This is a genomic window from Blastococcus sp. TML/C7B, from assembly GCF_016612845.1.
Lineage (GTDB): Bacteria > Actinomycetota > Actinomycetes > Mycobacteriales > Geodermatophilaceae > Blastococcus.
Genome location: NZ_JAEOAA010000002.1, coordinates 1,120,447 through 1,144,146 on the forward strand (window position 1 = coordinate 1,120,447; position 23,700 = coordinate 1,144,146).

General features: G+C 75.4%; 23 protein-coding genes, 1 tRNA gene, 3 pseudogenes and 1 riboswitch. Of the genes and pseudogenes, 7 read left to right on the forward strand and 20 right to left on the reverse strand.

Annotation, left to right across the window (positions count from 1 at the left end; translation table 11 throughout):
• Positions 1-3: 3 nt before the first annotated feature.
• Complete coding sequence (gene dnaJ / locus JKP76_RS18325; RefSeq protein ID WP_200492204.1) at positions 4-1,137, reverse strand: molecular chaperone DnaJ; 1,134 nt, start codon at positions 1,135-1,137, stop codon at positions 4-6.
• A gap of 14 nt (positions 1,138-1,151) precedes the next feature.
• Positions 1,152-2,174: a heat-inducible transcriptional repressor HrcA gene (gene hrcA / locus JKP76_RS18330; RefSeq protein ID WP_200492205.1), complete on the reverse strand. Its 1,023-nt coding sequence runs from the start codon at positions 2,172-2,174 to the stop codon at positions 1,152-1,154.
• A gap of 236 nt (positions 2,175-2,410) precedes the next feature.
• On the opposite strand from hrcA, the pseudogene JKP76_RS18335 reads away from it, so the two are divergent.
• A pseudogene (locus tag JKP76_RS18335) lies at positions 2,411-2,701 on the forward strand (type II toxin-antitoxin system VapB family antitoxin); the annotation flags it as partial.
• Positions 2,702-2,790: 89 nt separating this feature from the next.
• Here JKP76_RS18335 and JKP76_RS18340 read toward each other — a convergent pair.
• The 6 genes from JKP76_RS18340 to hemW form a co-directional block, all read right to left on the reverse strand.
• Positions 2,791-4,146 (reverse strand): DUF2254 domain-containing protein, encoded by a 1,356-nt coding sequence (locus tag JKP76_RS18340; RefSeq protein WP_200492206.1) that lies wholly within the window; start codon positions 4,144-4,146, stop codon positions 2,791-2,793.
• A gap of 2 nt (positions 4,147-4,148) precedes the next feature.
• Positions 4,149-5,072 (reverse strand): NAD(P)/FAD-dependent oxidoreductase, encoded by a 924-nt coding sequence (locus JKP76_RS18345; protein ID WP_375335659.1) that lies wholly within the window; start codon positions 5,070-5,072, stop codon positions 4,149-4,151.
• Positions 5,069-5,398, reverse strand: a complete 330-nt coding sequence (locus JKP76_RS24245) for an FAD-dependent oxidoreductase (protein WP_375335660.1) — start codon at positions 5,396-5,398, stop codon at positions 5,069-5,071. The genes JKP76_RS18345 and JKP76_RS24245 overlap by 4 nt, the downstream gene beginning before the upstream one ends.
• Before the next feature lie 27 nt (positions 5,399-5,425).
• Positions 5,426-5,752, reverse strand: a complete 327-nt coding sequence (locus JKP76_RS18350) for a TraR/DksA C4-type zinc finger protein (RefSeq protein WP_200492207.1) — start codon at positions 5,750-5,752, stop codon at positions 5,426-5,428.
• A gap of 88 nt (positions 5,753-5,840) precedes the next feature.
• Complete coding sequence (locus tag JKP76_RS18355; RefSeq protein ID WP_200492208.1) at positions 5,841-6,023, reverse strand: hypothetical protein; 183 nt, start codon at positions 6,021-6,023, stop codon at positions 5,841-5,843.
• 103 nt (positions 6,024-6,126) lie between these two features.
• Complete coding sequence (hemW, locus tag JKP76_RS18360) at positions 6,127-7,404, reverse strand: radical SAM family heme chaperone HemW (protein WP_309229543.1); 1,278 nt, start codon at positions 7,402-7,404, stop codon at positions 6,127-6,129.
• Between hemW and JKP76_RS18365 the strand changes: the two genes are divergently transcribed.
• The gene (locus JKP76_RS18365) at positions 7,396-8,175 is read left to right on the forward strand and encodes an enoyl-CoA hydratase-related protein (protein WP_200492209.1); all 780 of its coding nucleotides are present in this window, start codon (positions 7,396-7,398) and stop codon (positions 8,173-8,175) included. The genes hemW and JKP76_RS18365 overlap by 9 nt on opposite strands.
• On the opposite strand, the gene JKP76_RS18370 is transcribed toward JKP76_RS18365, so the two are convergent.
• Positions 8,172-8,819 (reverse strand): maleylpyruvate isomerase family mycothiol-dependent enzyme, encoded by a 648-nt coding sequence (locus JKP76_RS18370; RefSeq protein ID WP_200492210.1) that lies wholly within the window; start codon positions 8,817-8,819, stop codon positions 8,172-8,174. The two genes, JKP76_RS18365 and JKP76_RS18370, sit on opposite strands and share 4 nt — an antisense overlap.
• Before the next feature lie 80 nt (positions 8,820-8,899).
• Between JKP76_RS18370 and JKP76_RS18375 the strand changes: the two genes are divergently transcribed.
• The gene (locus JKP76_RS18375; RefSeq protein ID WP_200492211.1) at positions 8,900-9,352 is read left to right on the forward strand and encodes a MarR family transcriptional regulator; all 453 of its coding nucleotides are present in this window, start codon (positions 8,900-8,902) and stop codon (positions 9,350-9,352) included.
• A 2-nt stretch (positions 9,353-9,354) separates the two neighbouring features.
• Here the strand turns inward: JKP76_RS18375 and JKP76_RS18380 are convergent, their stop codons facing one another.
• The 3 genes from JKP76_RS18380 to JKP76_RS18390 form a co-directional block, all read right to left on the reverse strand.
• Positions 9,355-11,049 carry a SelB C-terminal domain-containing protein gene (locus JKP76_RS18380; RefSeq protein WP_309233045.1) on the reverse strand — a complete coding sequence of 565 codons (1,695 nt, stop codon included), beginning with the start codon at positions 11,047-11,049 and terminating at the stop codon, positions 9,355-9,357.
• A gap of 42 nt (positions 11,050-11,091) precedes the next feature.
• Positions 11,092-12,423, reverse strand: a complete 1,332-nt coding sequence (gene selA / locus JKP76_RS18385) for an L-seryl-tRNA(Sec) selenium transferase (protein WP_200492212.1) — start codon at positions 12,421-12,423, stop codon at positions 11,092-11,094.
• Between the two features lie 30 nt (positions 12,424-12,453).
• Positions 12,454-12,549 (reverse strand) — tRNA-OTHER (locus JKP76_RS18390).
• 64 nt (positions 12,550-12,613) lie between these two features.
• Between JKP76_RS18390 and JKP76_RS23655 the strand changes: the two genes are divergently transcribed.
• Together JKP76_RS23655 and selD are read left to right on the forward strand one after the other, a co-directional pair.
• Positions 12,614-12,907, forward strand: a complete 294-nt coding sequence (locus JKP76_RS23655; protein WP_200492213.1) for a hypothetical protein — start codon at positions 12,614-12,616, stop codon at positions 12,905-12,907.
• 40 nt (positions 12,908-12,947) lie between these two features.
• Positions 12,948-13,955 carry a selenide, water dikinase SelD gene (gene selD, locus JKP76_RS18400; RefSeq protein ID WP_200492214.1) on the forward strand — a complete coding sequence of 336 codons (1,008 nt, stop codon included), beginning with the start codon at positions 12,948-12,950 and terminating at the stop codon, positions 13,953-13,955.
• On the opposite strand, the gene JKP76_RS18405 is transcribed toward selD, so the two are convergent.
• A complete protein-coding gene (locus JKP76_RS18405; RefSeq protein ID WP_200492215.1) occupies positions 13,952-14,794 on the reverse strand; it encodes a patatin-like phospholipase family protein in 843 nt (280 codons plus the stop codon). The genes selD and JKP76_RS18405 overlap by 4 nt on opposite strands.
• Before the next feature lie 103 nt (positions 14,795-14,897).
• Here JKP76_RS18405 and JKP76_RS18410 point away from each other — a divergent pair, with 103 nt between their 5' ends.
• Positions 14,898-15,863, forward strand: a complete 966-nt coding sequence (locus JKP76_RS18410) for a zinc-binding dehydrogenase (RefSeq protein ID WP_200492216.1) — start codon at positions 14,898-14,900, stop codon at positions 15,861-15,863.
• Between the two features lie 27 nt (positions 15,864-15,890).
• Here the strand turns inward: JKP76_RS18410 and JKP76_RS18415 are convergent, their stop codons facing one another.
• The 3 genes and pseudogenes from JKP76_RS18415 to lepA all read right to left on the reverse strand — a co-directional run bounded on the left by JKP76_RS18415 (position 15,891) and on the right by lepA (position 18,823).
• On the reverse strand, positions 15,891-16,205 hold the full coding sequence (locus JKP76_RS18415) for a multidrug efflux SMR transporter (RefSeq protein WP_200492217.1): 315 nt from the start codon (positions 16,203-16,205) through the stop codon (positions 15,891-15,893).
• A gap of 12 nt (positions 16,206-16,217) precedes the next feature.
• Positions 16,218-16,283: riboswitch (guanidine-III (ykkC-III) riboswitch) on the reverse strand.
• A gap of 53 nt (positions 16,284-16,336) precedes the next feature.
• Entirely contained in the window at positions 16,337-16,996 is a 660-nt protein-coding gene (locus tag JKP76_RS18420) for an MOSC domain-containing protein (protein WP_309229542.1), read from the reverse strand.
• Positions 16,993-18,823, reverse strand: a pseudogene (gene lepA, locus JKP76_RS18425) (translation elongation factor 4). The gene JKP76_RS18420 and the pseudogene lepA overlap by 4 nt, the downstream one beginning before the upstream one ends.
• A 218-nt stretch (positions 18,824-19,041) precedes the next feature.
• Between lepA and rpsT the strand changes: the two are divergent.
• The gene (gene rpsT, locus JKP76_RS18430; protein ID WP_200492218.1) at positions 19,042-19,302 is read left to right on the forward strand and encodes a 30S ribosomal protein S20; all 261 of its coding nucleotides are present in this window, start codon (positions 19,042-19,044) and stop codon (positions 19,300-19,302) included.
• Between the two features lie 90 nt (positions 19,303-19,392).
• On the opposite strand, the gene holA is transcribed toward rpsT, so the two are convergent.
• From holA to JKP76_RS18440, 4 genes and pseudogenes are all read right to left on the reverse strand, one after another.
• On the reverse strand, positions 19,393-20,394 hold the full coding sequence (gene holA / locus JKP76_RS21755; protein WP_309229683.1) for a DNA polymerase III subunit delta: 1,002 nt from the start codon (positions 20,392-20,394) through the stop codon (positions 19,393-19,395).
• 65 nt (positions 20,395-20,459) lie between these two features.
• On the reverse strand, positions 20,460-21,044 hold the full coding sequence (locus JKP76_RS21760; RefSeq protein ID WP_242472386.1) for a ComEC/Rec2 family competence protein: 585 nt from the start codon (positions 21,042-21,044) through the stop codon (positions 20,460-20,462).
• Between the two features lie 340 nt (positions 21,045-21,384).
• Positions 21,385-22,545, reverse strand: a pseudogene (locus JKP76_RS23660) (ComEC/Rec2 family competence protein); the annotation flags it as partial.
• 260 nt (positions 22,546-22,805) lie between these two features.
• Positions 22,806-23,639: a ComEA family DNA-binding protein gene (locus tag JKP76_RS18440; RefSeq protein ID WP_200492219.1), complete on the reverse strand. Its 834-nt coding sequence runs from the start codon at positions 23,637-23,639 to the stop codon at positions 22,806-22,808.
• Between the last annotated feature and the right edge of the window lie 61 nt (positions 23,640-23,700).

Below are 23,700 nucleotides of genomic sequence, written 5' to 3' on the forward strand. Positions count from 1 at the left end.
GACTCAGCGCCCGTGGAAGGCGTCGCGCACGCGCGAGAACAGCCCGCCCTGGGCCTCGCGGTTGGACTCGGGCTGGTCCTCGCCGCGCAGTGCCGCCAGCTCGCGCATCAGCCGCTCCTGCTCGCCGTCGAGCTTGGTGGGCGTGACGACGTCGACGTGCACCACCAGATTGCCGCGGCCGGTGGCCCGCAGCCGCGGAGCTCCGTGCGCCCGCAGCGTGAGGACGCTGCCGGACTGCGTGCCCGGCGCGATCGCCAGCTCCTCCTCGCCGTCGAGCGTCTTGAGGTTGAGCGTGGTGCCCAGCGCGGCGGAGGTCATGGGCAGGGTGACGCGGCAGTGCAGGTCCTCGCCGTCCCGGGTGAAGACGTCGTGCGGCCGCTCGTGCACCTCGACGTAGAGGTCGCCGGCCGGGCCGCCGCCGGGGCCGACCTCGCCCTGGCCGGTCAGCCGGATGCGCATGCCGTCCTCGACGCCGGCGGGCACCTTCACCGAGATGGTGCGGCGGGCCCGCACGCGGCCGTCGCCGGCGCACTTCGCGCACGGCTCGGGGATGACCTGGCCGGTGCCCGAGCAGGTCGGGCAGGGGCGGCTGGTCATCACCTGGCCGAGGAAGCTGCGCTGCACGCTCTGCACCTCGCCGCGGCCGGAGCAGGTCGTGCAGGTGGTGACGTGCGTGCCGGGGGCGGTGCCCGCGCCGGCGCAGACGTCGCAGAGGACGGCGGTGTCGACGGTGAGCTCCTTGACGGTGCCGAACACCGCCTCGTCCAGCTCGAGCTCGACGGGGATGAGCGCGTCCCGGCCGGCCCGGGTGCGGCCGCGCGGGCCGCGGGTGGTGGCCCCGCCGAAGAAGGCGTCCATGATGTCGCCCAGGCCGCCACCGAAGCCGGCGCCGCCGAACCCGTTGCCCTCGCCGCCGCCGGTCTCGAACGGGTCGCCGCCGAGGTCGACGATCCGGCGCTTCTCCGGGTCGGTGAGCGCCTCGTAGGCGCGGGTGACCTCCTGGAAGCGCTCCTTGGCCTCCGGGTCCGGGTTGACGTCGGGGTGCAGGTCCCGCGCCAGCCGCCGGTAGGCGCGCTTGATGTCGGAGTCGCTGGCCTCGCGGGCCAGGCCCAGGACGCCGAAGTAGTCGGTTGCCATCGAGTGTGTCGTCCTCAGCTCTCGGCCAGGATCTGGCCGACGTAGCGGGCCACGGCGCGAACCGCGGCCATGTTCGTGGGGTAGTCCATGCGGGTCGGGCCGACGATGCCCAGGCCGCCCAGCGCCCGGTCCGGGGAGCCGTAGCCGACGGTGACCAGCGAGGCGCCGGTCAGCGCCTCATGGGCGTTCTCCTCGCCGATGCGCACCAGCACGGTGCCGGCGTCGACCTCGCTGATCAGGCGGAGCACGACGACCTGCTCCTCGAGCGCCTCCAGCAGCGGGCTGACGGTGCCCTGGAAGTCCAGGGCACTGCCCCGGGCCAGGTTCGCCGTCCCGCCGATGACCAGCCTGTCCTCGCTGGGCTCGACGAGTGTCTCCAGCAGCGTGGAGCTGACCGTGGCGACCAGGCCGCGCAGGTGCTGCGGCGCGGTCTCCAGCAGGTCGGGCACCTTGTCCCCGGCCTCGGTGAGCTTGACGCCGCTGAACGCGGAGTTGAGCAGCGTGCGCAGTTCGGCGACCGCGCCGGCGTCGGTGTCGACCGGGACGTCGACGACCCGCTGCTCGACGCGGCCGGTGTCGGTGATGAGCACCAGCATGAGCCGGGCGGCACCGACCTGCACCACCTCGAGGTGGCGCACCGCGCTGCGGGACAGCGTCGGGTACTGGACGACGGCGACCTGGCGGGTGAGCTGCGCGAGCAGCCGGACGGTGCGACCCAGCACGTCGTGCAGGTCGACGGCGCCGTCGAGGAACCGCTCGATGGCCCGCCGCTCGGCCACCGACAGCGGCTTGACCGCCGAGAGCCGGTCGACGAAGAGCCGGTAGCCCTTGTCGGTGGGCACCCGGCCGGCGCTGGTGTGCGGCTGGGTGATGTAGCCCTGCTCCTCCAGCACCGCCATGTCGTTGCGGATCGTCGCCGGGGAGACGCCCAGGTCGTGCCGGTCGGCCAGCGCCTTGCTGCCCACCGGGTCGTTGGTCGAGACGTAGTCCTGGACGATCGCCCGGAGGACCTCCAGGCGGCGTTCGTCGTGCGCCACGAGACACCTCCCCGTACCGGTCGGCCCACCGCGCGCGGGAACCGCGGGCTGCTACCCGGGGCCGGTTCCTGCTGGCACTCGCACGGTGGGAGTGCCAAGCCAGCATACGACCGCCGGGCGCCGTCGTCGCGTGGCTCGCGGTCCGCCCGGGCAGGCCGAGGGCGCGACGCCCGGCACCCCCGGCCGATAGGGTGGAGCGGTCGGCGCCCGGCGGACAGAGAGCGGAGACGGTCCCCCTGATCTTCAAGGCGGTTCGAGACGGGCGCCCCTACCCCGAGCACGGGTTGTCCGCCCGTGACTGGGCGATGATCCCGCCCCGCCAGGTGCGCATGGACACGCTGACGACGACGAAGCGGCAGCTGGCCCTGGACACGCTCCTGGCCGACGACTCCACCTTCTACGGCGACCTGTTTCCGCACGCCGTCCAGTGGCACGGCGAGCTGTACCTGGAGGACGGCCTGCACCGGGCGCTGCGCGCTGCGCTCCAGCAGCGCAACGTCATCCACGTCCGGGTGCTGGACCTGGACGCCCTCAGCCCGGTGCAGGCGACCGGCCCGTCCACCGAGGCCATCCCGGCCCAGCCGCCCGTCCCCGGGTCGCGCCGCGGCTGAGCCGCTCAGGCCGGCGGGACCACGTCCGCCCGGCCGGTGTGGTCGGCCGGGTCGACCGGGTCCTCCGCCACGGCCCGGAGGTGGGCGACGTCCTCGACGTGCAGCTCGGGCTCCCGCTCCACCATGTCCAGGAGCAGGCGCAGCTGGCGCCGCAGCTCGGGCAGCGCGTCGGTCCGGCCCGCCTCCTCCAGGTGCAGCACCAGCATCCGCAGCACGCGGGCCAGCGCGGCGACCACCTGGTGCTGGGGAGCCGCGGCCTGGCGGAGCTGCTCGAAGCCGTGGGTGACGTACTCCGCCGCGCTCAGCTCCCACGGGCGGACCAGGCGCCGCCCGTCCGGGCCCGCCACCACCGGCTGCGGCAGCTCGGCGGGCAGCAGCCGGCGCAGCAGGCTGCCGATCCGCAGGATCACCTCGACCGCTGTCGTCGGGTCGTTGACCGCCGGGCTGAGCGCCCGCAGCCCGATGTCGACCAGCTGCCGCAACGCGAAGTCGACGTCGTCCTGCATCGTGCGGACGTCGCCGACGAGGACGCTCGCCTGCACCCGGGCCTCGACCCGCTCCGGCCGCTCCGGACGCGGCCAGACGTGCGCCAGCGGCTCGCCCTCGTGGATGTAGGCACCGACCCGCGTCTCCAGCCGGATGGTCGCGCCGACGGGCAACGCCCGGAGCAGCCGGTCGACCGGCGCCTGGGTCACCCAGCCGTCCGCGGCGGCGAACACCGTCAGCCCGGGCTCGGCTGCCGGCACGGCGTCCTCCTCCGGGCGTTCGGCGGCAGTCCGGCGCGCGACGGCCGCCAGCACCGCCTCGGCCTCGCCGGTGATCCGCCGCACCACCTCGCCGACCTGCATCCCGTGAGCCAGGTGGTCGAGGTAGGCCACGATGAGCAGCACCGTGACGACGGTCAGGACGACGGCCACGGTGACCGGCACCGGTGCGGCCGTCTCCTCCTCGGGCCCGCTCACCACGCGCAGGGTGAGCACGCTGTAGACGAAGGTCGCGACCAGCGACCCGATCACCACCTGCGCCAGGCGGTCCCGGATGAACGACCGCATGACGCGCGGCGAGAACTGGCTGCTCGCCAGCTGCAGGCTCACCACCGTCAGCGAGAACACCACGCCGGCGGTGGTGATCATCGCGCCGGCCACCGTGCTCAGCAGCCAGGTGGCCGTGTTGTTGCTCATGTGCAGCGTGAACGGCGGATCACCGCCGTCGCCGGTGGCGCGGTCGAGGGCACGGGTGCCCTCGGCGAGCAGCACGCCACCGACGACGATCAGCGCCGGGAGGAGGAACAGGCTCTCCCGGAAGCGGTACCCGACCGAGGCCAGCCGGAGCACCGGCACCGGTCGCAGGGGTCGGCGCATCCTCAGCGCAGCGGGTCGAACGGCCGGAGCACCTCCGGCGTCTCGCCCTTGAGCACGGCCTCGGCGAGGAGCATGCCGGTGACCGGGCCGAGCGCGATCCCCCACATCCCGTGCCCGCCGGCGACGAACACCCGCTCGGACGACGTGCGCCCGATCAGCGGCAGCCCGTCACCGGTGACCGGCCGGGAGCCGACCCACTCGTCCTGCCGGTCGTCGAGGTCGACCCCGGCGAGGAACGGCCGGACGGCGTCCACGACGGCGTCGATCCGGCGGGCGTCCAGCGGCGCGTCGGGACGGCGGAACTCCATCATCCCGGCGACCCGCAGCCGGTCGCCCAGCGGCGTGACCGCCACCCGTTGCTGCGGGAAGTACAGCGGGCCGCCGGGCATCCGCTCGACCGGCACGCTGAAGCTGTAACCGCGGCCGGCCTGCACCGGCTCGCGCACGCCGAACCGCCGGGTCAGCCGCTCCGACCAGGCTCCGGTCGCGACGATGACGGCGTCGTGCCGGCGCTCCCGGTCCCCCAGGTCGAGGACGACGCCCTGCGGGGTCTCCCGGACGCTGCGGACGCCCGAGCCCTCGAGGACCTCTCCCCCGCGAGCCCGCACCGAGGCCGCGAGCGCGCCGACGAACTCCGGTGGGTGCAGGTACCGCTGGCCGTAGAGCTGCACGCCGGCCCCGACCCGGTCGGTGAGCACCGGCTCGAGGGCGCGCGCCTGCTCGCCGGTCAGCTGCCCGAAGACGACCTCGGACTGGCCGCTGTCCCGGATGGCCTGCAGCTCGGCGAGCAGGCCGGAGCGCTCCCGCTCGGTGCGGTAGAGCGCCAGGAAGGGCGAGGCGCGGTGGGTGACCGCCTCCACCCCGCCGGCGGCGAGGGCGTCGAAGGCCTCCAGCGCCCGCTCGTTGAGCGGCACGTAGGCGGTCATGCCCCGGCGCGCCACCGGCCGGGCGTGCTGTTCCGGGCGAACCGGGCGAGGAACCGCAGCAGCCGGGCGTCGGCTCGCGGCGGCACGTAGACCGGAGACCGCGGGCTCAGCACGGCGCGCAGGCCGTAGCGGAGCACCGCGGGTTCCGGCAGCGGCGCGGTCAGGCTCGGGGTGAGCCAGCCGGCGTTGCCCCACGAGGCGCCGGCCGCCACGACGTCCTGCTCGTAGACGGTGACCTCCGCGCCGCTCTCCTGCAGGAACCAGGCGGTGGCCAGGCCGACCATCCCGGCGCCCACGACGGCGACGGACCGGGGGTGGACCGACATGGTCGCGCTCCCTCCTCCACCGCCGGGTCAGCGCCGGTCGGTGCAGGCGACGCAGGCCCCGGCGTAGGGGCGCAGCTCGAGCCGCTCCTCGGGGATGCCGGCGCCGCAGTGGACGCAGGAGCCGTAGGTGCCGTCGGTGATCCGGGCGAGCGCCTCGTCGATGGCGGTGATGGTCTCCTGCAGGGAGGCGCTGCGGCGCAGCGCGACCGGGTCGGGAACCGACTGGGCGCACTCCTCCAGCGCGGCCTCGCGCTGGCGGACGCAGTCACCGCGCTGGTCCTCGAGCAGGGTGCGGAAGGCGCCCCAGCGGGCGTCGTCGGCGGACAGGTCGCGGGTGTCGAGCGTGCTGGTCATCAGAATTCCTCAGGGGTACGCAGAAAGACGCGGTCACCCGGTGGGTGCGCGTCAGGACAGGGGTGCGGCGGCGACTCGCGGGAGCGGGTCAGGCGAGCTGCGGCGGGGCCCTGTCCTGGCTGCGGCGGAGCACGTCCAGCCCGCGCAGCCCTCGGGCCCGGCGGTTCAGCGCCAGGGCCAGCAGCATGCCGCCGGTCAGCGCGGGCGCGGCGCCGGTGGTGGGAACGCCCGGCGGGGAGCTCGGGGCGGCAGCGGACGCGAGCGCGTGCACACCGACCACCTCCTCACCCGCGGCGCCGTTGCCGGCGGAGTCACCTGGAAAACGGACACCATAGTGCAGGAACGCCGACCGTGCGCCGGATTTCCGCGCGGGGTCAGTCGGTGAGGTCGCGGACCAGCGCGTCGGCCAGCAGCCGGCCGGGATCGGTGAGCACCGCGCGGCCCGCCGCGTGCGCGTCCGGGTCCAGCAACCCGCGGGTGACGGCGTCGGCCGCCCGGCGCCGGCCCAGCTCGCTCAACAGGGTCAGCGGCAGGCCCTCGCGCAGCCGCAGGCCGAGCATCACGGTCTCCAGGGCGCGGTCGTCGTCGTCGAGCAGCTCGGCATCGGCGTGCGGGCTCTCGCCGCTCGCCAGCCGGTCGGCGTACGCGGCCGGGTGCTTGACGTTCCACCAGCGCAGCCCGCCGACGTGGCTGTGCGCGCCGGGGCCGACGCCCCACCAGTTGGCGTTGGCCCAGTACAGCTCGTTGTGCCGGCAGCGGGCGGCCTCCGAGGTGGCCCAGTTGGACACCTCGTACCAGTCGAAGCCGGCGCGGCGCAGGGTCGCGTCGGCCAGCTCGTAGCGGTCGGCGAGGACGTCGTCATCGGGCATCGGGAGCTCGCCGCGGCTGATCCGCCGGGCCAGCCGGGTGCCCTCCTCGACGATCAGCGCGTAGGCGCTGACGTGGTCGACCGGCGCGGCGAGGACGGCGTCCAGCGAGGTCGCCCAGTCGGCGTCGGTCTCGCCGGGGGTGCCGTAGATGAGGTCGAGGTTGACGTGCTCGAACCCCGCGGCGCGGGCGTCGTGCGCGGCCTGCACCGCCCGGCCGGGGGTGTGCCGCCGGTCGAGGACGGCGAGGACGTGCTCGGCGGCGGACTGCATGCCGAGGCTGACCCGGGTGAACCCGCCCTCGCGCAGCTGCGCCAGGTAGCCGCGGTCCACGGTCTCGGGGTTGGCCTCGGTGGTGATCTCGACGTCGTCGGCCACCGGGAACAGGCGGCGCACCTCGGCCAGGACGGCGGTCAGGTCGGTGGCGGGCAGCAGCGTGGGGGTGCCGCCGCCGACGAAGACGGTGGAGACCGTCGGCAGGTCCGGGCCCAGGACGCGGGCGGCCCGGCGCAGCTCGTCGATCGCCGTCCCCGCGTACTCCGCCCGGTTGGCGCCGGGGCCGAGCTCGTCGGAGGTGTAGGTGTTGAAGTCGCAGTAGCCGCAGCGCGTGGCGCAGAACGGCACGTGCACGTAGAGGCCGAACGGCGTGCTCGCCAGGCCGTCGCGGGCGGACTCCGGCAGCTCGAGCGGGGGCACGGCGCGCTCGACGAGGGGCAGGACGGTGTTCATCTGCTCCCAGTGTGCCGCGCCGGGGCGGCGGCGCGGCAGGATGCGGCTGTGACCCACGACCGAGTGATCCAGGTGTCCGTGTCCGCCGGCGTCGCGACGCTCACCCTCGACTCCCCGGAGAACCGCAACGCGCTGTCCCGGGCGCTGCGCGGGCAGCTGCGCCAGGCGCTCACCGACGCGCTCGCCGACGACGCCGTCCGCGTCGTCGTGCTGGACCACACCGGCCGGGTCTTCTGCTCCGGCATGGACCTCGCCGAGGCCGCCGGCGGCTCGTCGCAGGAGCAGGGCGTCAACGAGTTCCCCGAGCTGCTCCGGCTGATCTGGTCCTCCCCCAAGCCGGTCGTCGCGGTCGTGCGCGGTCCGGCGCGCGCCGGTGGGGTCGGCCTGGTCGCCGCCTGCGACGTCGTCGTCGCCGCCTCCTCGGCGAGCTTCGCCTTCTCCGAGGTCCGCCTCGGGCTCGTGCCGGCGGTCATCTCGGCCGTCGTGCTGCCGCGGATGACGCCGCACGTGGCGCACCGGTTGATGCTCACCGGCGAGGTCTTCGACGCCGCGGCCGCCGCCGCGGGCGGGCTGGTCGACCTGGTCGCCGAACCCGACGAGCTCGACGCCGTCGTCGCCGGGCAGCTGACCGCGCTCGCCGCCGGCGCCCCCGTCGCCCTGGCCGAGACCAAGCGGATGCTGCGGGCCCGGCAGCCCGAGCTGGAGTTCGGCGAGCTGCTGACGCTGTCCGCGCGGTTCTTCGCCGGCGAGGAGGGCCAGGAGGGGATCGCGTCGTTCCGCGAGAAGCGCCCGGCCCGCTGGGTGCCGGCGGCCGAGCAGGGCAGCTAGCGCAGCCGCGCCACCCCCGGGCCGGCGAGCCGGTCCCGCACGGCGGCGGTGCGTCCGGTGAGCACCAGGAGCAGCGCCTCGATCGGGGCCTCGACGATGTCGCCCTCGCCGGCCGACCAGTCGGCGTCGGTGGCGACCAACCGCACGCCCCGCACCCGGGGGAACGTCGTGGACATCGGCCAGGGCATGGTCCACACCCGCGTCGCAGCCGGAACGGCCGCGGCGACCGGCATGTGCCGTTCCCGGCCCAGCGGGACGGCGACGTCCTGCCCGTGCACCAGGACGTCGAGCAGCGGCTCCATCGGCGTGACCCCCGGCGCCCGGCGCCGGGATCCCACCATCGCGCGGATCTCCGCCGTCAGCTGCTCCGGTGGCGCGACCGCGTGCCGGACCGCGCTGTCGTGGATCATCCGCGGCAGGCTGCCCCGCGCGCGGACGAGGTCGAGGGTCGCGCGCCCGGGACCGGTCTGCGCCAGCGCCAGGTGCGCGACGACGTCGCGCACCCGCCAGCCGGCGCAGAGCGACGGGTGCGCCCACTCGTCGGGTGACAGGTCGTCGAGCAGGCCCGCGAGGTCCGCCCGCTCGGCGTCGATGGTGGCCCACACGGCGTCGGTGGGCAGGGTGTCGATCGGTCGCTGGTCCATGGCGCACTCCGCGGGAACCCGTACGATGATCGAACCAAGATAGTTCGGACTTCTGACCATCGTCAAGAACGGGGAGCGCCGTGGCCGAGTCGGGTGCGGACACCGAGGAGCTCAACGTCGGCCTGCTGCTGTTCCTCCCCTACCGCGCGATGGAGAACCGCATCTTCGCCGCGCTGGCGCAGGCCGGCTTCGACGACTTCACCCTCGCCCAGGCGCGGGTGATGCAGCGGATCGGACCCGACGGCACCCGGCTGACCGAGCTCGCCGAGGCGGCGCAGGTGACCAAGCAGACCGCCAGCCACCTGGTCGACCAGCTCGAGCGGACCGGCTACGTGCGGCGCACCCCGGACCCGACCGACGCCCGCGCCCGCCTGGTCCGCCTGGCCGAGCGCGGCACCGCCGCCCAGCCGGTCGCCGCCGCCGTCGTGGCCGAGGTCGAGGCCGGGTGGCGGGCGCACTTGGGCGAGCGACGGTGGCGGCAGCTGCGGGCGGCGCTGACCGACCTGCGCGAGATCACCGACCCCTACCGCTGAGGTCAGCGCAGCCGGCGGGTGTTGTCCGGCAACCGCGCGGTGATCCCCTGCGCGTCGAGCCACTCCATGAGCGGCACGGCGACGCGGCGACTGGTCCCCCACGCCTGGCGGGCCTGGCTGAGGGTGAACGGCTGCGGCAGCGCGGCCAGCCGGGCGCGCGCGACCTCGGCGATGCCCGGCGCCAGGTACACGCCCTCGGCGATCCGGACCAGCTGCCCGCTGCGCACCGCCGCGGCCAGCTCGCGCGGACCCAGCGCCGCGGCGGCCAGCTCGGGCACCTCGGGTGCGGCGAACGGGTCGTCGGCCAGCCGGGCGCGGACGGTGTCCACGGCGCGCTGCACCTCCGGGGGCAGCTCGGCCCCGGCGTCGGCGACCCGGCCGTCGCGCAGCGCCAGCGGCGGGCGCACCAGGGCGCGCACCAGCTCGACGTCGGGCAGCTCCAGGGCGCGACGCACGACGTCCACCGGCGGGCCCGGCTCCAGCGGGCGCAGCCGGCGGTAGCGAGCGACGACGTCGGGCACCCGGTCGGCCAGCGTTCCGGCGAGCTCGGCCGCGAGCAGCCACGGGCCGTGCTCGACCGCCTCCGCGGGGAGGGTCCAGCCCATGGCGGTGAACTCGGCGGTGCGGACGATCCCGCGCCGGGCCAGCTCCGCGGCCGCGCCGTCGGCGCCCGCGGGCCGCGCGGCGAGCTCCGCCGCCCGCGCCCGGGCCGCGCCGCGTCGGCGCAGTTCCGGCGGGTCGACGTCCCGCACGTCGGCACCCAGCACCCGCCGGGCGCCGGGGTCGCGCAGGATCAGCCGGTCGCCGATCCGCAGCGGGAGGGCGGCGTCCAGGCGCAGTCGCACGACGGCGCCGTCGAGCGGGCGCACCCGGGCGCCGACCGTCGCGGAGCCGACGTGCACCACCGCCTCGCCGGGGAGCCGGCCCTCGGGAGCGCCGACCAGCGTCACGTCGACCTCGGTGGTGCTGCGGAAGGCACCCGGGGTCAACAGCGCGTCGCCGCGGCGGATCTCCTCGACCGCGATCCCGCGCAGGTTCAGGGCGACGCGGGCGGTGGCCTGTGCCCGCTCGACCGGTCGGCCGAGGGACTGCACGCCGCGGACGACGACGTCGCGGTCCCCCAGCCGCAGCCGGTCCTCCGGGGCCACCGTCCCGCCGGCGAGCGTGCCGGTGACCACCGTGCCGGCCCCCTTGATGGTGAAGGCGCGGTCGATCCAGAGCCGCACCGGCGCCGCGGTGTCCGGCGCGGGCAGCCCGGCGAGCAACTGCTCCAGCGCGGCGGAGAGCTCCGGCAGGCCGGACCCGGTGAGGGCGCTGACCGCGAGCCCGGGCACCGCGCCCATCGACGTCGCCGCGAGCCGCTCCGTGGCGTCGGCGAGCACCGGGGCGGGGTCGGCGAGGTCGGACTTCGTGACCGCGAGCAGCGCGTGCCGCACCCCGAGCGCGTCCAGCACGGCGACGTGCTCCTCGGTCTGCGCCGACCACCCGTCGTCCGCCGCGACCACCAGCAGCGCGGCCGGCACCGGGCCGATCCCGGCCAGCATGTTGCCGATGAACCGCTCGTGCCCCGGCACGTCGACGACGGCGACCGTGCGCCCCGAGGGCAGGTCGGTCCAGGCGAACCCGAGGTCGATGGTCAGGCCGCGGCGGCGCTCCTCGGCCCAGCGGTCGGGCTCCATCCCGGTCAGCGCGCGCACCAGCGCGGACTTGCCGTGGTCGACGTGCCCGGGCCGTGGCGATCACGTCCACCGCCGGGCCACCTCCAGCACGGCGCCGACCAGGGCGTCGTCGTCGGCGGGGAGCAGGCTGCGCAGGTTGAGCAGCGTGCGGTCCTCCTCCACGTAGCCGACCACCGGCACGGTCGCCCGACGCAGCGGTTCGGCGAACCCGTCGGGCAGCGAGACCGCGACGCCGGGCAACGGGTGCTCGGGGGCTCCTCCCCCGCCGACGCGGCCGGGGGCGTCCACGACGCGTGCGTCGACGCCGGCGGCGGCGAGCCGCCCGGCCACCGCCGTGGCGCGGGTGCGCAGCTCCTCGACCCCGGTCTCCAGCAGCTGCCGGACCGGCGGCGTCGGGCCGCGCAGCGTCGCCTCCAGGGCGGCGAGGGTGGTCTTGTCGACCCGGAGCGCGCGGTAGAGCGGGTGCCGGCGCAACCGCTGGACGAGGTCGGCCCGCCCGAGCACGAGCCCCGCCTGCGGCCCGCCGAGCAGCTTGTCCCCGCTGGCCAGCACGAGGTCCGCACCGGCGGCGAGGGTCGACTGGAGGTCGGGCTCGTCCGGCAGCAGCGGGTGGGCGCGGAGCAGGCCCGAGCCGACGTCGGCGACGAGCGGCACCCCGGTGCCGGCCAGCGCCGCGGCCAGCTCGCCCACGTCGGCCGACCGCGTGAAGCCGCGGACGACGAAGTTGGAGGGGTGGACCTTGAGCACGGCACCGGTGTCCGGCGAGAGCGCGGCGCGGTAGTCCTCGACGGTGACCCGGTTGGTCGTCCCGACCTCGCGCAGGCGGGCGCCGGTGGACTGGAGCAGGTCGGGGATGCGGAAGCCGTCGCCGATCTCGACCAGCTCGCCACGCGCGAGGACCAGCTCGCGGCCCTGCCCGAGCGCGGTGGCGACCAGCGCCAGCGCCGCGGCGCAGTTGCCGACGACGAGCGCGGCCTCCGCGGCGGGGACGGCGTCCAGCAGGGCGCCCAGGGCCGCCTCCCCGCGCGGGCCGCGCCGCCCGGTGGCCAGGTCGAGCTCGACGTCGGTGGTGCCCGCGGCGGCGGCGATCGCCTCGACCGCGGCCGCGGAGAGCGGCGCCCGCCCGAGGTTGGTGTGCACGAGCACCCCGGTGGCGTTGAGGACCGGGCGCAGGCTGCCGGCCGTGGTCGGCAGGTCGTCGAGGACGGCGGGCACCGCCCGCTCGGGCGCCAGCGCACCGGTGCGGATGCGCTGCTGGACGCGGGCGACGGCGTCCTTCACCAGCGCCCGGCCCAGCCGCTGCTCGGCGGCGCGGAGCGCCGGGTCGGCCAGCAACGCGTCGGTGCGCGGCACCGCGCGCCGCGGGTCGTCGGTGCGCGCGTCGTCGGACATCGCTCCGCAGCGTAGGCGGGCGAGGAGGTGTGGCGGAGGCGGACGGGAATCGAACCCGCCTGGCCGAGCTGCTCGGCCACGTCGGCTTTAGAGGCCGCGGGGGTCACCAGACACCCTGACGCCTCCGCCGGGCAGCCTACGGGCCGGGACCCCGGAAAAAGTGTCGGAGGTCGCTGCCAGCATCCCGACCGTGAACCGCACCGAGTCCCGCTCCCCCGCGCTCCTGCCGCCGGTGACCCTCACCCCTGAGGAGGCGGCCGCCGTCGCCGTGGCGCTCACCGCCCGGCCCGAGGGCCCCTTCGCCGAGGCCGGCCGCGGCGCGCTGGAGAAGGTCCTCGCCGCGCTGGAGCCCGACCCGCAACGGCGGGCGGAGCTGCGGGCGGCCGGCGAGCGCTCGCGGCACCCCGCCGGCCGGGCCCGACGCGCCCAGCCGGAGCAGCCGGTCCCGCCGCGGCTGGTGCTGCTGCCGGGTGGGCGGGCCTGACCGGCGGCCCGGCGGGTCGTCCGCGACTACGGTCGGTGGCGTGACGATCGCGCCTGCCATCCGGCTCACCCAGTTCGCGCACGGCGGCGGGTGCGCCTGCAAGATCCCGCCCGGCGAGCTTGAGTCCGTCGTCGCCGGGCTCACCGACCGCGGCCCCGCGGATCCCGCTGCCGAGCTCGTGGTCGGCCTGGACGACGGGGACGACGCCGCTGTGGTGCGGATCGCCGGCGGCCAGGGCCTGGTGCTGACCACCGACTTCTTCACCCCCGTCGTGGACGACGCGTACACCTTTGGCCGGATCGCCGCGGCCAACGCGCTCTCCGACGTCTACGCCATGGGCGGCACCCCGGTCGTCGCGGTGAACCTGCTGGGCTGGCCGCGCGACGTGCTGCCGGCCGAGCTGGCCGCCGAGGTGCTGCGCGGCGGCCTCGAGGTGGCGCACGAGGCCGGCTGCCACGTCGGCGGCGGGCACTCGATCGACGACCCGGAGCCGAAGTACGGCATGGCCGTCACCGGCGTGGTCGACGTCGACCGGATCATCACCAACTCCGGCGCGGTCGCCGGCACCCCGCTCAGCCTCACCAAGCCGCTGGGCGTCGGGGTGCTCAACAGCCGGATGAAGGCCACCGGCGAGGTGTCGGAGGAGGCGGTCGCCTCGATGACCGCGCTCAACCGCGAGGCCGGGCAGGCCGCGGTCGCCGCCGGCATCCGGGCGGGCACCGACGTGACCGGGTTCGGCCTGCTCGGGCACCTCTACAAGATGGCCCGCGCCAGCGGCGTCACCGCTGTCGTGGACGCCGCCGCCGTCCCCTACCTGGCCGGGGCCCGGCAGGCGCTGGCCGACGGCTTCGTCTCCGGAGGCACCCGGCGCAACCTGGACTGGGTCCGCCCGCACACCGACCTGTCCGCGGTGACCGAGGACGAGGCGCTGCTGCTCGCCGACGCGCAGACATCCGGTGGCCTGCTGCTCGGCGGCGAGGTGCCCGGCGCCCCGGTGATCGGGGAGTTCGTGCCCCGCGGGGAGCACGTGGTGGTCATCCGGGGCTAGCCCCAGAAGGCGCGGGCCGCCTCGATCGTGGTGGCGGCCTGGGCCCGGCCGGCGCGGGCCGAGGGCTCGCGGGTCGCCGGGTCCAGCACGTTGCTGCCGAAGGCGGCCAGCGAGGCCTCGTCGGCGGTGACCACGAGCACCTCGGCCTCCTTCTCCAGGATCTCGATCTCCCGGTCGAGGCCGGGCCCGAGCAGGCCACCGGGCATGCCGCGGGTCGGGGTCACGATCAGCACCTTCTCGCAGCCGGCGGCCAGGTCGGCGTTGGTGACCGAGCGCATCCCGCCGTCCATCAGCCGGCGGCCGTCCACGGTGACCGGCGGCCAGACGCCGGGGACCGCGCAGCTGGCGGTGACCGCGTCGAGCAGCCGCACGCCCGAGGTCGAGTCGAACGGCAGGAACTCGCCGTCGGCGGTGTCGACGGCGGTGATCACCAGCCGGCCGGAGGGCCACTCGGGGTCGCCGATCCGGCCCTCGATGATGGCCCGGCGCTCCGCCTCGGGGACGGCGTCGATCGAGAGGGCCACCGCGCCGAGGCGGGCCCGTGCGTCCTGCTCCCCCGTCGCGCCCTTCATCGCGTCGGCGAAGACGGTCATCGCCGACACCCCGTCGAAGTCGACCTTCATCTCGCCGACCGGCGGGAGCAGCTGACGGGCGTAGAGGGCCTGCAGGTCGCCGTCGAGGCGCACCTGGGCGCCCACCACGGAGCCGGCCGAGGTGCCGACGACCAGGTCGGCCGCGGTCACGTCGACGCCCTCGGCGGCCCAGCCGCTGAGCAGGCCGAGCTCCCAGGCGATGCCGGCGACGCCGCCGCCACCGAGAACGAGTGCACGTGTCGCCATCGGAGGAACCCCTTGCCGTCGGTCGGGTGAGCCGGACCACAGGCTAGGGGTGCGCTGCGCCACCCGCGTCGCTGCCCCGCCGCACCTCGGTTAGCGTCCGGTCATGCTCGCTGCCTTCGTCTCCACGCCCGCCCCGAAGGACCCGCTCTCCGTCCTCGAGGTCGGTGAGCGCCCGGAGCCCGTGGTCCCCGACGGCTGGACGACGATCCAGGTCAAGGCCGTGTCGCTCAACCACCACGACCTGTTCAGCCTGCAGGGCATCGGCCTGCCGCAGGAGAAGATGCCGATGATCCTGGGCACCGACGCCGCCGGGATCGACGAGGACGGCAACGAGGTGGTCGTCCACGGGGTCATCGCCAGCCCCGACTGGATGGGCGACGAGACGCTGGACCCGAAGCGCTCGCTGCTCTCCGAGGTGCACCAGGGCTCGATGGCCGAGCGGGTCGCCGTCCCCAAGCGCAACCTGCTGCCCAAGCCCGCCGACCTCTCGTTCGCCGAGGCGGCCTGCCTGCCCACCGCGTGGCTCACCGCCTACCGGATGCTGTTCGTCCGCTCGGGCCTGCGGCCCGGGCAGACGGTGCTCGTGCAGGGCGCCAGCGGCGGCGTCGCGACGGCGCTCATCGTGCTCGGCCGCGCCGCCGGTTACCGGATCTGGGTGACCGGCCGCAGCGAGGAGAAGCGCGCCGCGGCCCTGGCGCTCGGCGCCGAGCAGGCGTTCGAGAGCGGCGCCCGGCTGCCCGAGCGGGTCGACGGCGTCATGGAGACCGTCGGCAAGGCGACCTGGAGCCACAGCATCAAGTCGCTCAAGCCCGGCGGGGTGCTGGTCACCTCCGGCGCGACCACCGGTTTCGACCCCGGCGCCGAGCTCAACCGGGTGTTCTTCACCCAGCTGTCGGTGATCGGGTCGACGATGGGCACCAAGGACGAGCTCGAGGCGCTCATCCGGATGTGCGCCGTCACCGGCGTCCGCCCGCAGATCGACGTCGAGCTCCCGCTCACCGAGGCCCGGGAAGGCTTCGCCCGGATGGCCGAGGGCCGGACCAACGGGAAGATCGTCTTCACCCTCTGACCGCCGTCGTCGGCCCCGGGGTCTGCCCTAGTGCACGACCTTGAGGCCGACGACGCAGCTGATCAGGCCGAGGATCAGTAGCACCTTGGCCAGCGACACCGGCTCGGTTCCGGTCGCCATCGCGTAGACGACCGTGACCGACGCCCCGATGCCCACCCAGACCGCGTAGGCGGTGCCGACGGGCAGCTCACGCATGGCGTAGGCCAGCCCGACCATGCTGAACACCATCGCCACGCTGAACACGACCGACGGCACCAGCCGGGTGAACCCCTCGGACCGGCCCAGGGCGGTGGCCCACACGGCCTCGAACAACCCGGACACGACGAGCACGAGCCACGACATCGCAGGACTCCTCTGGCGCCGTCTTGTCGCACACCGGGTACGGCACCGCTCGTCCGGGAGCCGGGAGAACGGCTCTCCCCCACTCTCTCAGGCGGCCGGGCCCCCGGACGCGTGCAGGGCGGTCAGATCGGTCACCCGAGGCGCGCGGCGATCTTCCCCGCGAGCTTCGGCTGGTCCTTGAACGGCAGGTGGGCGAGCGCCGGCGCCAGCTCGGGCAGCCGGTGCTGCTGGGTCATGACGATGCGAAAACCGGTCTCGACGGTGATGCCGTGCTCGGGGCGGGACACGATCTCGACGGCGTCGCCGGCGCCGAGCTCACCGGTCTCGAGCACGCGCAGGTAGGCGCCGGTGGCGCCGTGCGCGGCGAAGCGCCTGACCAGGTCCGGCACGTCCCAGAAGCGGGCGAAGTTGGCGCACGGGGTGCGCCAGGCGGTGACCTCGAACAGCGCCGTCCCGATCCGCCACCGCTCGCCGAGGACGGCGTTGCGCAGGTCCAGGCCGGTGGTGCGCAGGTTCTCGCCGAAGCGGCCGGCGGGGAGCTCGCGGTCCAGCTCGGCGGCCCAGTGGTCGGCGTCCTCCTGCGCGTAGGCGTAGACCGCCTGCCCCTCGCCGCCGTGGTGCCGGCGGTTGACCTGGACGTCGCCCTCCAGCCCCAGCGGGTGGACGGCGACCCGGCCGGTCACCGGCCGCTTGTCGATCCCGGTGCGCAGCGGCTTGCGGCCCTCGACCGCGGGCAGGTCCGTGCCCGAGACGCAGACCGCGTCCACCCGGCCGGGGCCCGGCAGCCTCACTTCTTGGAGGCGGTGGACTCGTTGGTGGAGAGCGCGGCCACGAAGGCCTCCTGGGGGACCTCGACGCGGCCGACCATCTTCATCCGCTTTCTTGCCCTCCTTCTGCTTCTCCAGCAGCTTCCGCTTGCGGGTGATGTCACCGCCGTAGCACTTGGCGAGGACGTCCTTGCGGATGGCGCGCACCGTCTCGCGGGCGATGACCCGGGAGCCGACGGCGGCCTGGATCGGCACCTCGAACTGCTGGCGCGGGATGAGCTCGCGCAGCTTGCCGGCCATCATCACGCCGTAGCTGTACGCCTTGTCCTTGTGCACGATGGCGCTGAACGCGTCGACCGCCTCGCCCTGCAGCAGGATGTCCACCTTGACCAGGGAGGACTCCTGCTCGCCGGCCTCCTGGTAGTCCAGGCTCGCGTAGCCGCGGGTCTTGGACTTCAGCGCGTCGAAGAAGTCGAAGATGATCTCGCCGAGCGGCAGCGAGTAGCGCAGCTCGACCCGGGACTCGCTCAGGTAGTCCATCCCACCGAGCTGCCCGCGGCGGCCCTGGCAGAGCTCCATGATCGCGCCGGTGTAGTCACTCGGCGCGATGATCGTGGCGTTCACGACCGGCTCGTAGACCTTGTCGATCTTGCCCTCGGGCCAGTCGCTCGGGTTGGTCACGGTGATCTCGGAGCGGTCCTCCATGATCACGCGGTAGACGACGTTGGGCGCGGTCGAGATGAGGCTGATCCCGGCCTCGCGCTCGAGGCGCTCGCGCACGATCTCCAGGTGCAGCAGGCCTAGGAAACCCACGCGGAAGCCAAAGCCCAGCGCGGCGGAGGTCTCCGGCTCGTAGGTCAGCGCGGCGTCGTTGAGCAGCAGCTTGTCCAAGGCCTCGCGCAGCAGCGGGTAGTCGCTGCCGTCGATGGGATACAGGCCGGAGTAGACCATCGGCTTGGGGTCGCTGTAGCCGCCGATCGGCTCCGCGGCCGGCTTGTGCTGGTGGGTGACGGTGTCACCGACGCGCGACTGTCGGACGTCCTTCACGCCGGTGATGAAGTAGCCGACCTCGCCGACGCCGAGGCTGTCGACCGGCTTGGGCTCCGGGGAGATGACGCCGATCTCGAGCAGCTCGTGCGTCGCGCCGGTGGACATCATCTTGATCCGGTCGCGGGCGGAGATCCGGCCGTCGACGACGCGGACGTAGGTGATGACGCCGCGGTAGATGTCGTAGACCGAGTCGAAGATCATCGCCCGGGCCGGCGACGCCGCCTCGCCGACGGGCGCGGGGATCTGCGCGACGATCGCGTCCAGCAGGGCCGGCACGCCCTCACCGGTCTTGCCGCTGACCCGGAGGACGTCGTCGGGCTCGCAGCCGATGATGTGCGCGATCTCCGCGGCGTACTTCTCCGGCTGGGCGGCCGGCAGGTCGATCTTGTTCAGGACCGGGATGATCGTGAGGTCGTTCTCCATGGCCAGGTAGAGGTTGGCCAGGGTCTGCGCCTCGATGCCCTGCGCGGCGTCGACCAGCAGCACCGCGCCCTCGCAGGCGGCCAGCGACCGGGACACCTCGTAGGTGAAGTCCACGTGCCCCGGGGTGTCGATCATGTCGAGCACGTACTCGGTGCCCTCGACCTGCCACGGGAGGCGCACGTTCTGCGCCTTGATGGTGATACCGCGCTCGCGCTCGATGTCCATGCGGTCGAGGTACTGGGCGCGCATCTGCCGGGCCTCGACGATCCCGGTGACTTCCAGCATCCGGTCGGCCAACGTCGACTTGCCGTGGTCGATGTGGGCGATGATGCAGAAGTTCCGGATGAGGGCCGGGTCGGTGGTAGCGGGAGTCGTCACAGTGCGGCCATCGTCCCACGTCCTCCCGCCGGCGCGGCACACCACCGGCGATGTGTGCTGCGCCTCCGCACCCGCGGGTTGGGGCGGGCGCCGGGACGCTGGTATCTTGGCAGGCCGGTCCGTGTGCGCATCGTCGTGCGTACGCACAGCGCCCGGACGCAGAACTTCAGCACGATTGTCAGAAGTACTCCCTCCTGTCGAGACACCGAGGCTCACGCGTGGCGAACATCAAGTCCCAGATGAAGCGGATCAAGACCAACGAGAAGGCGCGTCAGCGCAACGTCGCGGTCAAGTCCGCCCTCAAGACGGCCGTCCGGCGCGTCCGCACGGCTGCCGAGTCCGGGGACGCCGCCGCTGCGGCCACCGCTCTGAGCACCGCCAACAAGGCGCTGGACAAGGCCGCCAGCAAGGGCGTCATCCACAAGAACCAGGCCGCCAACCGCAAGTCGGGTCTGGCGAAGCTCACCGCCGGTCTCTGATCCGGCAGCCCGCGTCCTTGTGACGCGGACGCGCACGAGCCCTCCTCCCCTCGCGGGACGGGGGCTCGTTCGCGTTGGTGGAGCCGGCGGTCAGCGGCCGGCGGGCACCCGGCCGCGGCCGGTGGAGGCGCGGATCTCGACGATCCGGCGGACCGCGCTCTCCAGCGCGTAGTCGGCGCTGGCCGCGACGCCCTTGACGTCGGCGTTGAGCTCGGCGACGACGCCCAGTGCCTGCTGCAGCCCGTCGATGCTCCAGCCCCGCGCCTGGGCCTGCGCCTTCTTGACCTTCCACGGCGGCATCTTGAGCGTGCGGGCCAGCTCGCCCGGGTTGGTGGAGCTGAGCGAGGCGACCCGCGCCGCGGTGCGCACCCCGTCGGCCAGGGCGTCGGCGATGAGCACGTGCGCGACCCCGCGCTGCAGCGCCCAGCGCAGCATCTCTATCGAGCCCTGCCGGTCCCCCACCAGCACCCGCTCGGCGACGGTGAAGCCGGTGACCTCCGCCTGCCCGCGGTGGAACCGGGCGACCGCGTCCCCGTCGATCGTGCCGCCGAAGTCCGAGACCAGCTGGCTGGCGGCCGCCGACAGCGCGCGCAGGTCGTTGCCGACGGCGTCGACCAGGGCGGTGAGCGCGTCGCCGGTGATCCGGCCACCGAAGGTGCGGACCTCGTTGCGGACGAACGCCGCCCGGTCGCCGGCGGAGCTGATCTTCGGGCACTCGTCGACGGCGGCGCCGGCGGCGACGAACGCCTTGACCAGCGCCTCGTTGCGCTTGCCGCCCGAGTGGACGATGACCAGCGTGATCTCGGGATCCGGGTCCTTCGCATAGCTGGTCAGGGCCTCGGCCAGCACCGCGGCGCACTCGTGCACACCGGTGACGACCACGAGGCGGTGGCCGCCGAACAGCGAGGGCGCCAGCACGTCGGCCAGCTGGCCCGGGGGCAACCCGAGGGCGGCGAGCTCGTGCAGCTCGGCGTCCGGGTGGCGGGCCACGACCGCGGCCCGCACCGCGGAGACCGCGCGGGACCGGAGCAGTTCCTCCTCCCCGGTCACCACCCGCAGCCGCGAGGTCGGTGGCACGGGAGCGGCAGGCACGCCTGCATGGTGCCACGCGGGACCGACACGACCGGCCGCCGACGGTCGGCGGTCACGGGCTGCCGTCACGGGCTGCGGCCGCGCGCGGCGACGCCCCACCCGTCGGCCGAGCCGACGACGGCCAGGTCGCCCTGCCGGTCGGTGCGGTGCACGGTCATCCCGGTGCGCGCGAGCGTCTCGAGGAGCGTCCGTGCGGGGTGCCCGTAGGTGTTGTCGGCGCCCACCGAGACCAGTGCGACCCGCGCCGCGGTGGCGGCCAGGAACGCCGGATCGGCGTCCGCGCTGCCGTGGTGCGGCACCTTGAGGACGTCGGCGGCCAGGTCGGTCCCGTCGCGGCGCAACCGGGCCTCCGCCTCCGCCCCCAGGTCGCCGGTCAGCAGCACGCGCAGGCCGCGGACGGTGGCGCGCACGACCAGCGAGAGGTCGTTGGCCTCCGCGCCCGCGGTCGCCCGCTCCGGCGCGGGCGCCAGCACCTCGATCAGCACCGCGCCCTGCGTCCGCCGCTCCCCCGCCACCAGCCGGACCCGCTCGGCGCCGGTCCGGCGCACCAGGGCGTCGACGGCGGGCAGCCGGTCCTCGGCCGGCGGGAGGACACCGGTCGCGACCACCCCGACGGCCCGACCGCCGAACGCGCCGGCGAGGCCGCCCACGTGGTCGGCGTCCAGGTGCGTCAGGAGGACCAGCGGCAGGCCGGTCCACGCCGAGGTCGTCCAGGCACCGGTCGACGGCCGCGACGTCCGGTCCCGCGTCCACGAGCACGGCCTCCCCCGGCCCGGTCGGCAGCACCAGCGCATCGCCCTGCCCCACGTCGCAGGCGACGACCACGGTGCCCGGCGGCGGCCAGCCGCGGACCGCCTGCCGGACCGGCCACCCGATCACGACCAGCCCGAGCAGGACCGCCAGCGCCAGCGGCCGGAGGCGGCGGAACCGCCACAGAGCCCAGCTGCCGCCCAGCAGGATCGCCGCCAGCAGCACCGCGCCCTCGAGGCCCGCGGGCCAGCCGGGTGCCGCGTCGGGCAGCTGCGCCGCCCGTTCGGCCACCAGCACCAGCCACCGTGTGGGCCAGCCGGCTCCCCGGACGAGGAGGTCCGCGACCGGCGGCAGCGCCGGTGCCACGAGGGTGGCCAGCAGCCCGAGCACCGTCGCCGGGGCCACGGCCGGTGCGGCGAGCAGGTTCGCCGGCAGGGACACCAGGCTCACCGTCCCGGACAGCGCGGCGATCAGCGGCGCCGTCGCGAGCCCGGCGGCGGCGCTGACGGCGAGCGCGTCGGCGACCGGTGCCGGCCAGCCCCGTTCCCGGAGCCGCCGGGACCAGCCGGGTGCCAGCAGCACGATCGCGGCGGTGGCGAGCACGGAGAGCGCGAAGCCGGGGTCCCTCGCCAGGCCGGGGTCGAGCAGCAGGAGCACGCAGACCGCCGCCGCGAGGGCCGGTACCGCCATCCGCACCCGGCCCGAGGCCAGCGCCAGCAACGTCACCGCGCCCATCGCGGCGGCCCGCACCACGCTCGGCTCCGGGCGGGCCAGGACCACGAAGCAGACCAGGGCTGCGCTCCCGACCGCGGCCTGGACCCTGCGGTCGACGGCCCTCCGGCGCAGCGGCCACAGCACGGCGGCGATCGTGATCGCCACGTTGGCGCCCGAGACGGCCGTCAGGTGCGCGAGGCCGGCCCGCCGGAAGTCCTCGTCCAGGACGGGATCCATCCCGCGGGTGTCGCCGACCACGAGACCGGGGAGCAGCCCGGCGGGTCGCGGATCGAGCACCCGCGCCGCTGATTCGGCCAGCCCGTTCCGCAGCCCGCCGGCGACCCGTTGCCAGCCGGCGGTGTCCCCCAGGACCGTCGGTGGCCCGCGGGCGGAGAGCACGGCGACGACCTCGTCGCCCGACTGCGGCGGGGCCACCCGCGCCTCGGTGCGCACCGGTCGGCCCGGGAGCAGGTCCCGCCAGCCCTCCTCCGGAGCGAAGAGCAGCACGCTCGCGTCCAGCCGCCGGACCAGCGCCCCGTCGTGCAGCGCCGTGACGGTCGCGTCGACGACCACCCGGGGGCGCCCGCTGCCGGTGAGCAGGTGCGGATCGCCGTCCAGCCGAAGGTCCACGGTCACGGTGCCCCGGTCGTCGGCGATGAGGCGCAGGGGCGAGGACTCGCGGTCCATGCCCCGGACGGCCGCCGTCCCGCCGGTCACGGCCAGCGCGGCGAGCACGGTCAGGAGCACGGTGGCTCCCGCGCTCCGGTGGTCGCGGGCCTTCCACGCCGCGGCCACCGCGGCGACCGACACCCCGGCCAGCAGCGCGGGAGCCAGGTGCGGCGCTGCCAGGCTGACCGCCCACACGGCGCCGGCCGCGGGCACCAGACGCAGGTCCGTCCACTGCCAGCGGCCCTCTGCGCGATCGCTCCGCTGCTGCCCGGGCGCGGTCACACGGTCACCAGTTCGACCAGCTCCGCCGCGATCGCCGGTCCGATGCCCGGGACGTCGTCCAGCTGGTCGACGCTGCGGAACGGCCCCTGGCTGCTCCGGTGCTCGACGATCCGCTGGGCGAGGACGGGACCGATCCCGGGGAGCGCGTCGAGGTCCTGAACGGTCGCGGTGTTCAGGTCCACCAGCCCGGCGCCTGCGCCTCCGGCGCTCGCCGGGGGCGCCCCCGCTGCCGGGGGCACGCCCACCGCGATCTGCTGCCCGTCGCTGACGAGGGCCGCGAGGTTCACCGCGGCCGGGTCGGTGCCCGGCAGCAGGCCCCCGGCCGCCTCCACGGCGTCGGCCACCCGAGCGCCCGTGGGCAGGGTGACCAGGCCCGGGCGGCCGACCAGGCCCACGACCGCGACGACGACGGGAGCCGCGGTCCCGGCGACCTCACCCACCTCGGGGGCGGGCACGGGTGCGGTCGTCGCCGCGCTGCCGGCCCGGACCGGCGGCACGGGCTCCACGCGGGGGCGGTCCAGCCACGTACCGGCGACGACCAGCAGGCCGGTGAGGAGGCCCGCGATCCAGAGTGCGCGGGCACCGGGCCGGCCGGGGTTCCACCGCACCGCGGGCCCGGGCGCCCGGTGCCGGCCCAGCCCCGACGGCACCTGGCGGTCCGGCCCGTCGGGCGACGCGACCGGCGGTCGCGCCGGTCGGTCGGCCTCGTGCCGGTCCTCCTCGTCCTCCTCCTCGGGAACCCACCCGCCGCGGAACCCGTCGTCGAGCAGGGCGCGGAGCCGGGCACGGATGACGTCGGCGTCGTCGGGACGGCGGGAGGTCTGGCGCACCCCGCGGACGCTAGGCAGCCCGCCCGGCGCGCGGGGGCCGTCTGCGGAACCTGTGGACGGA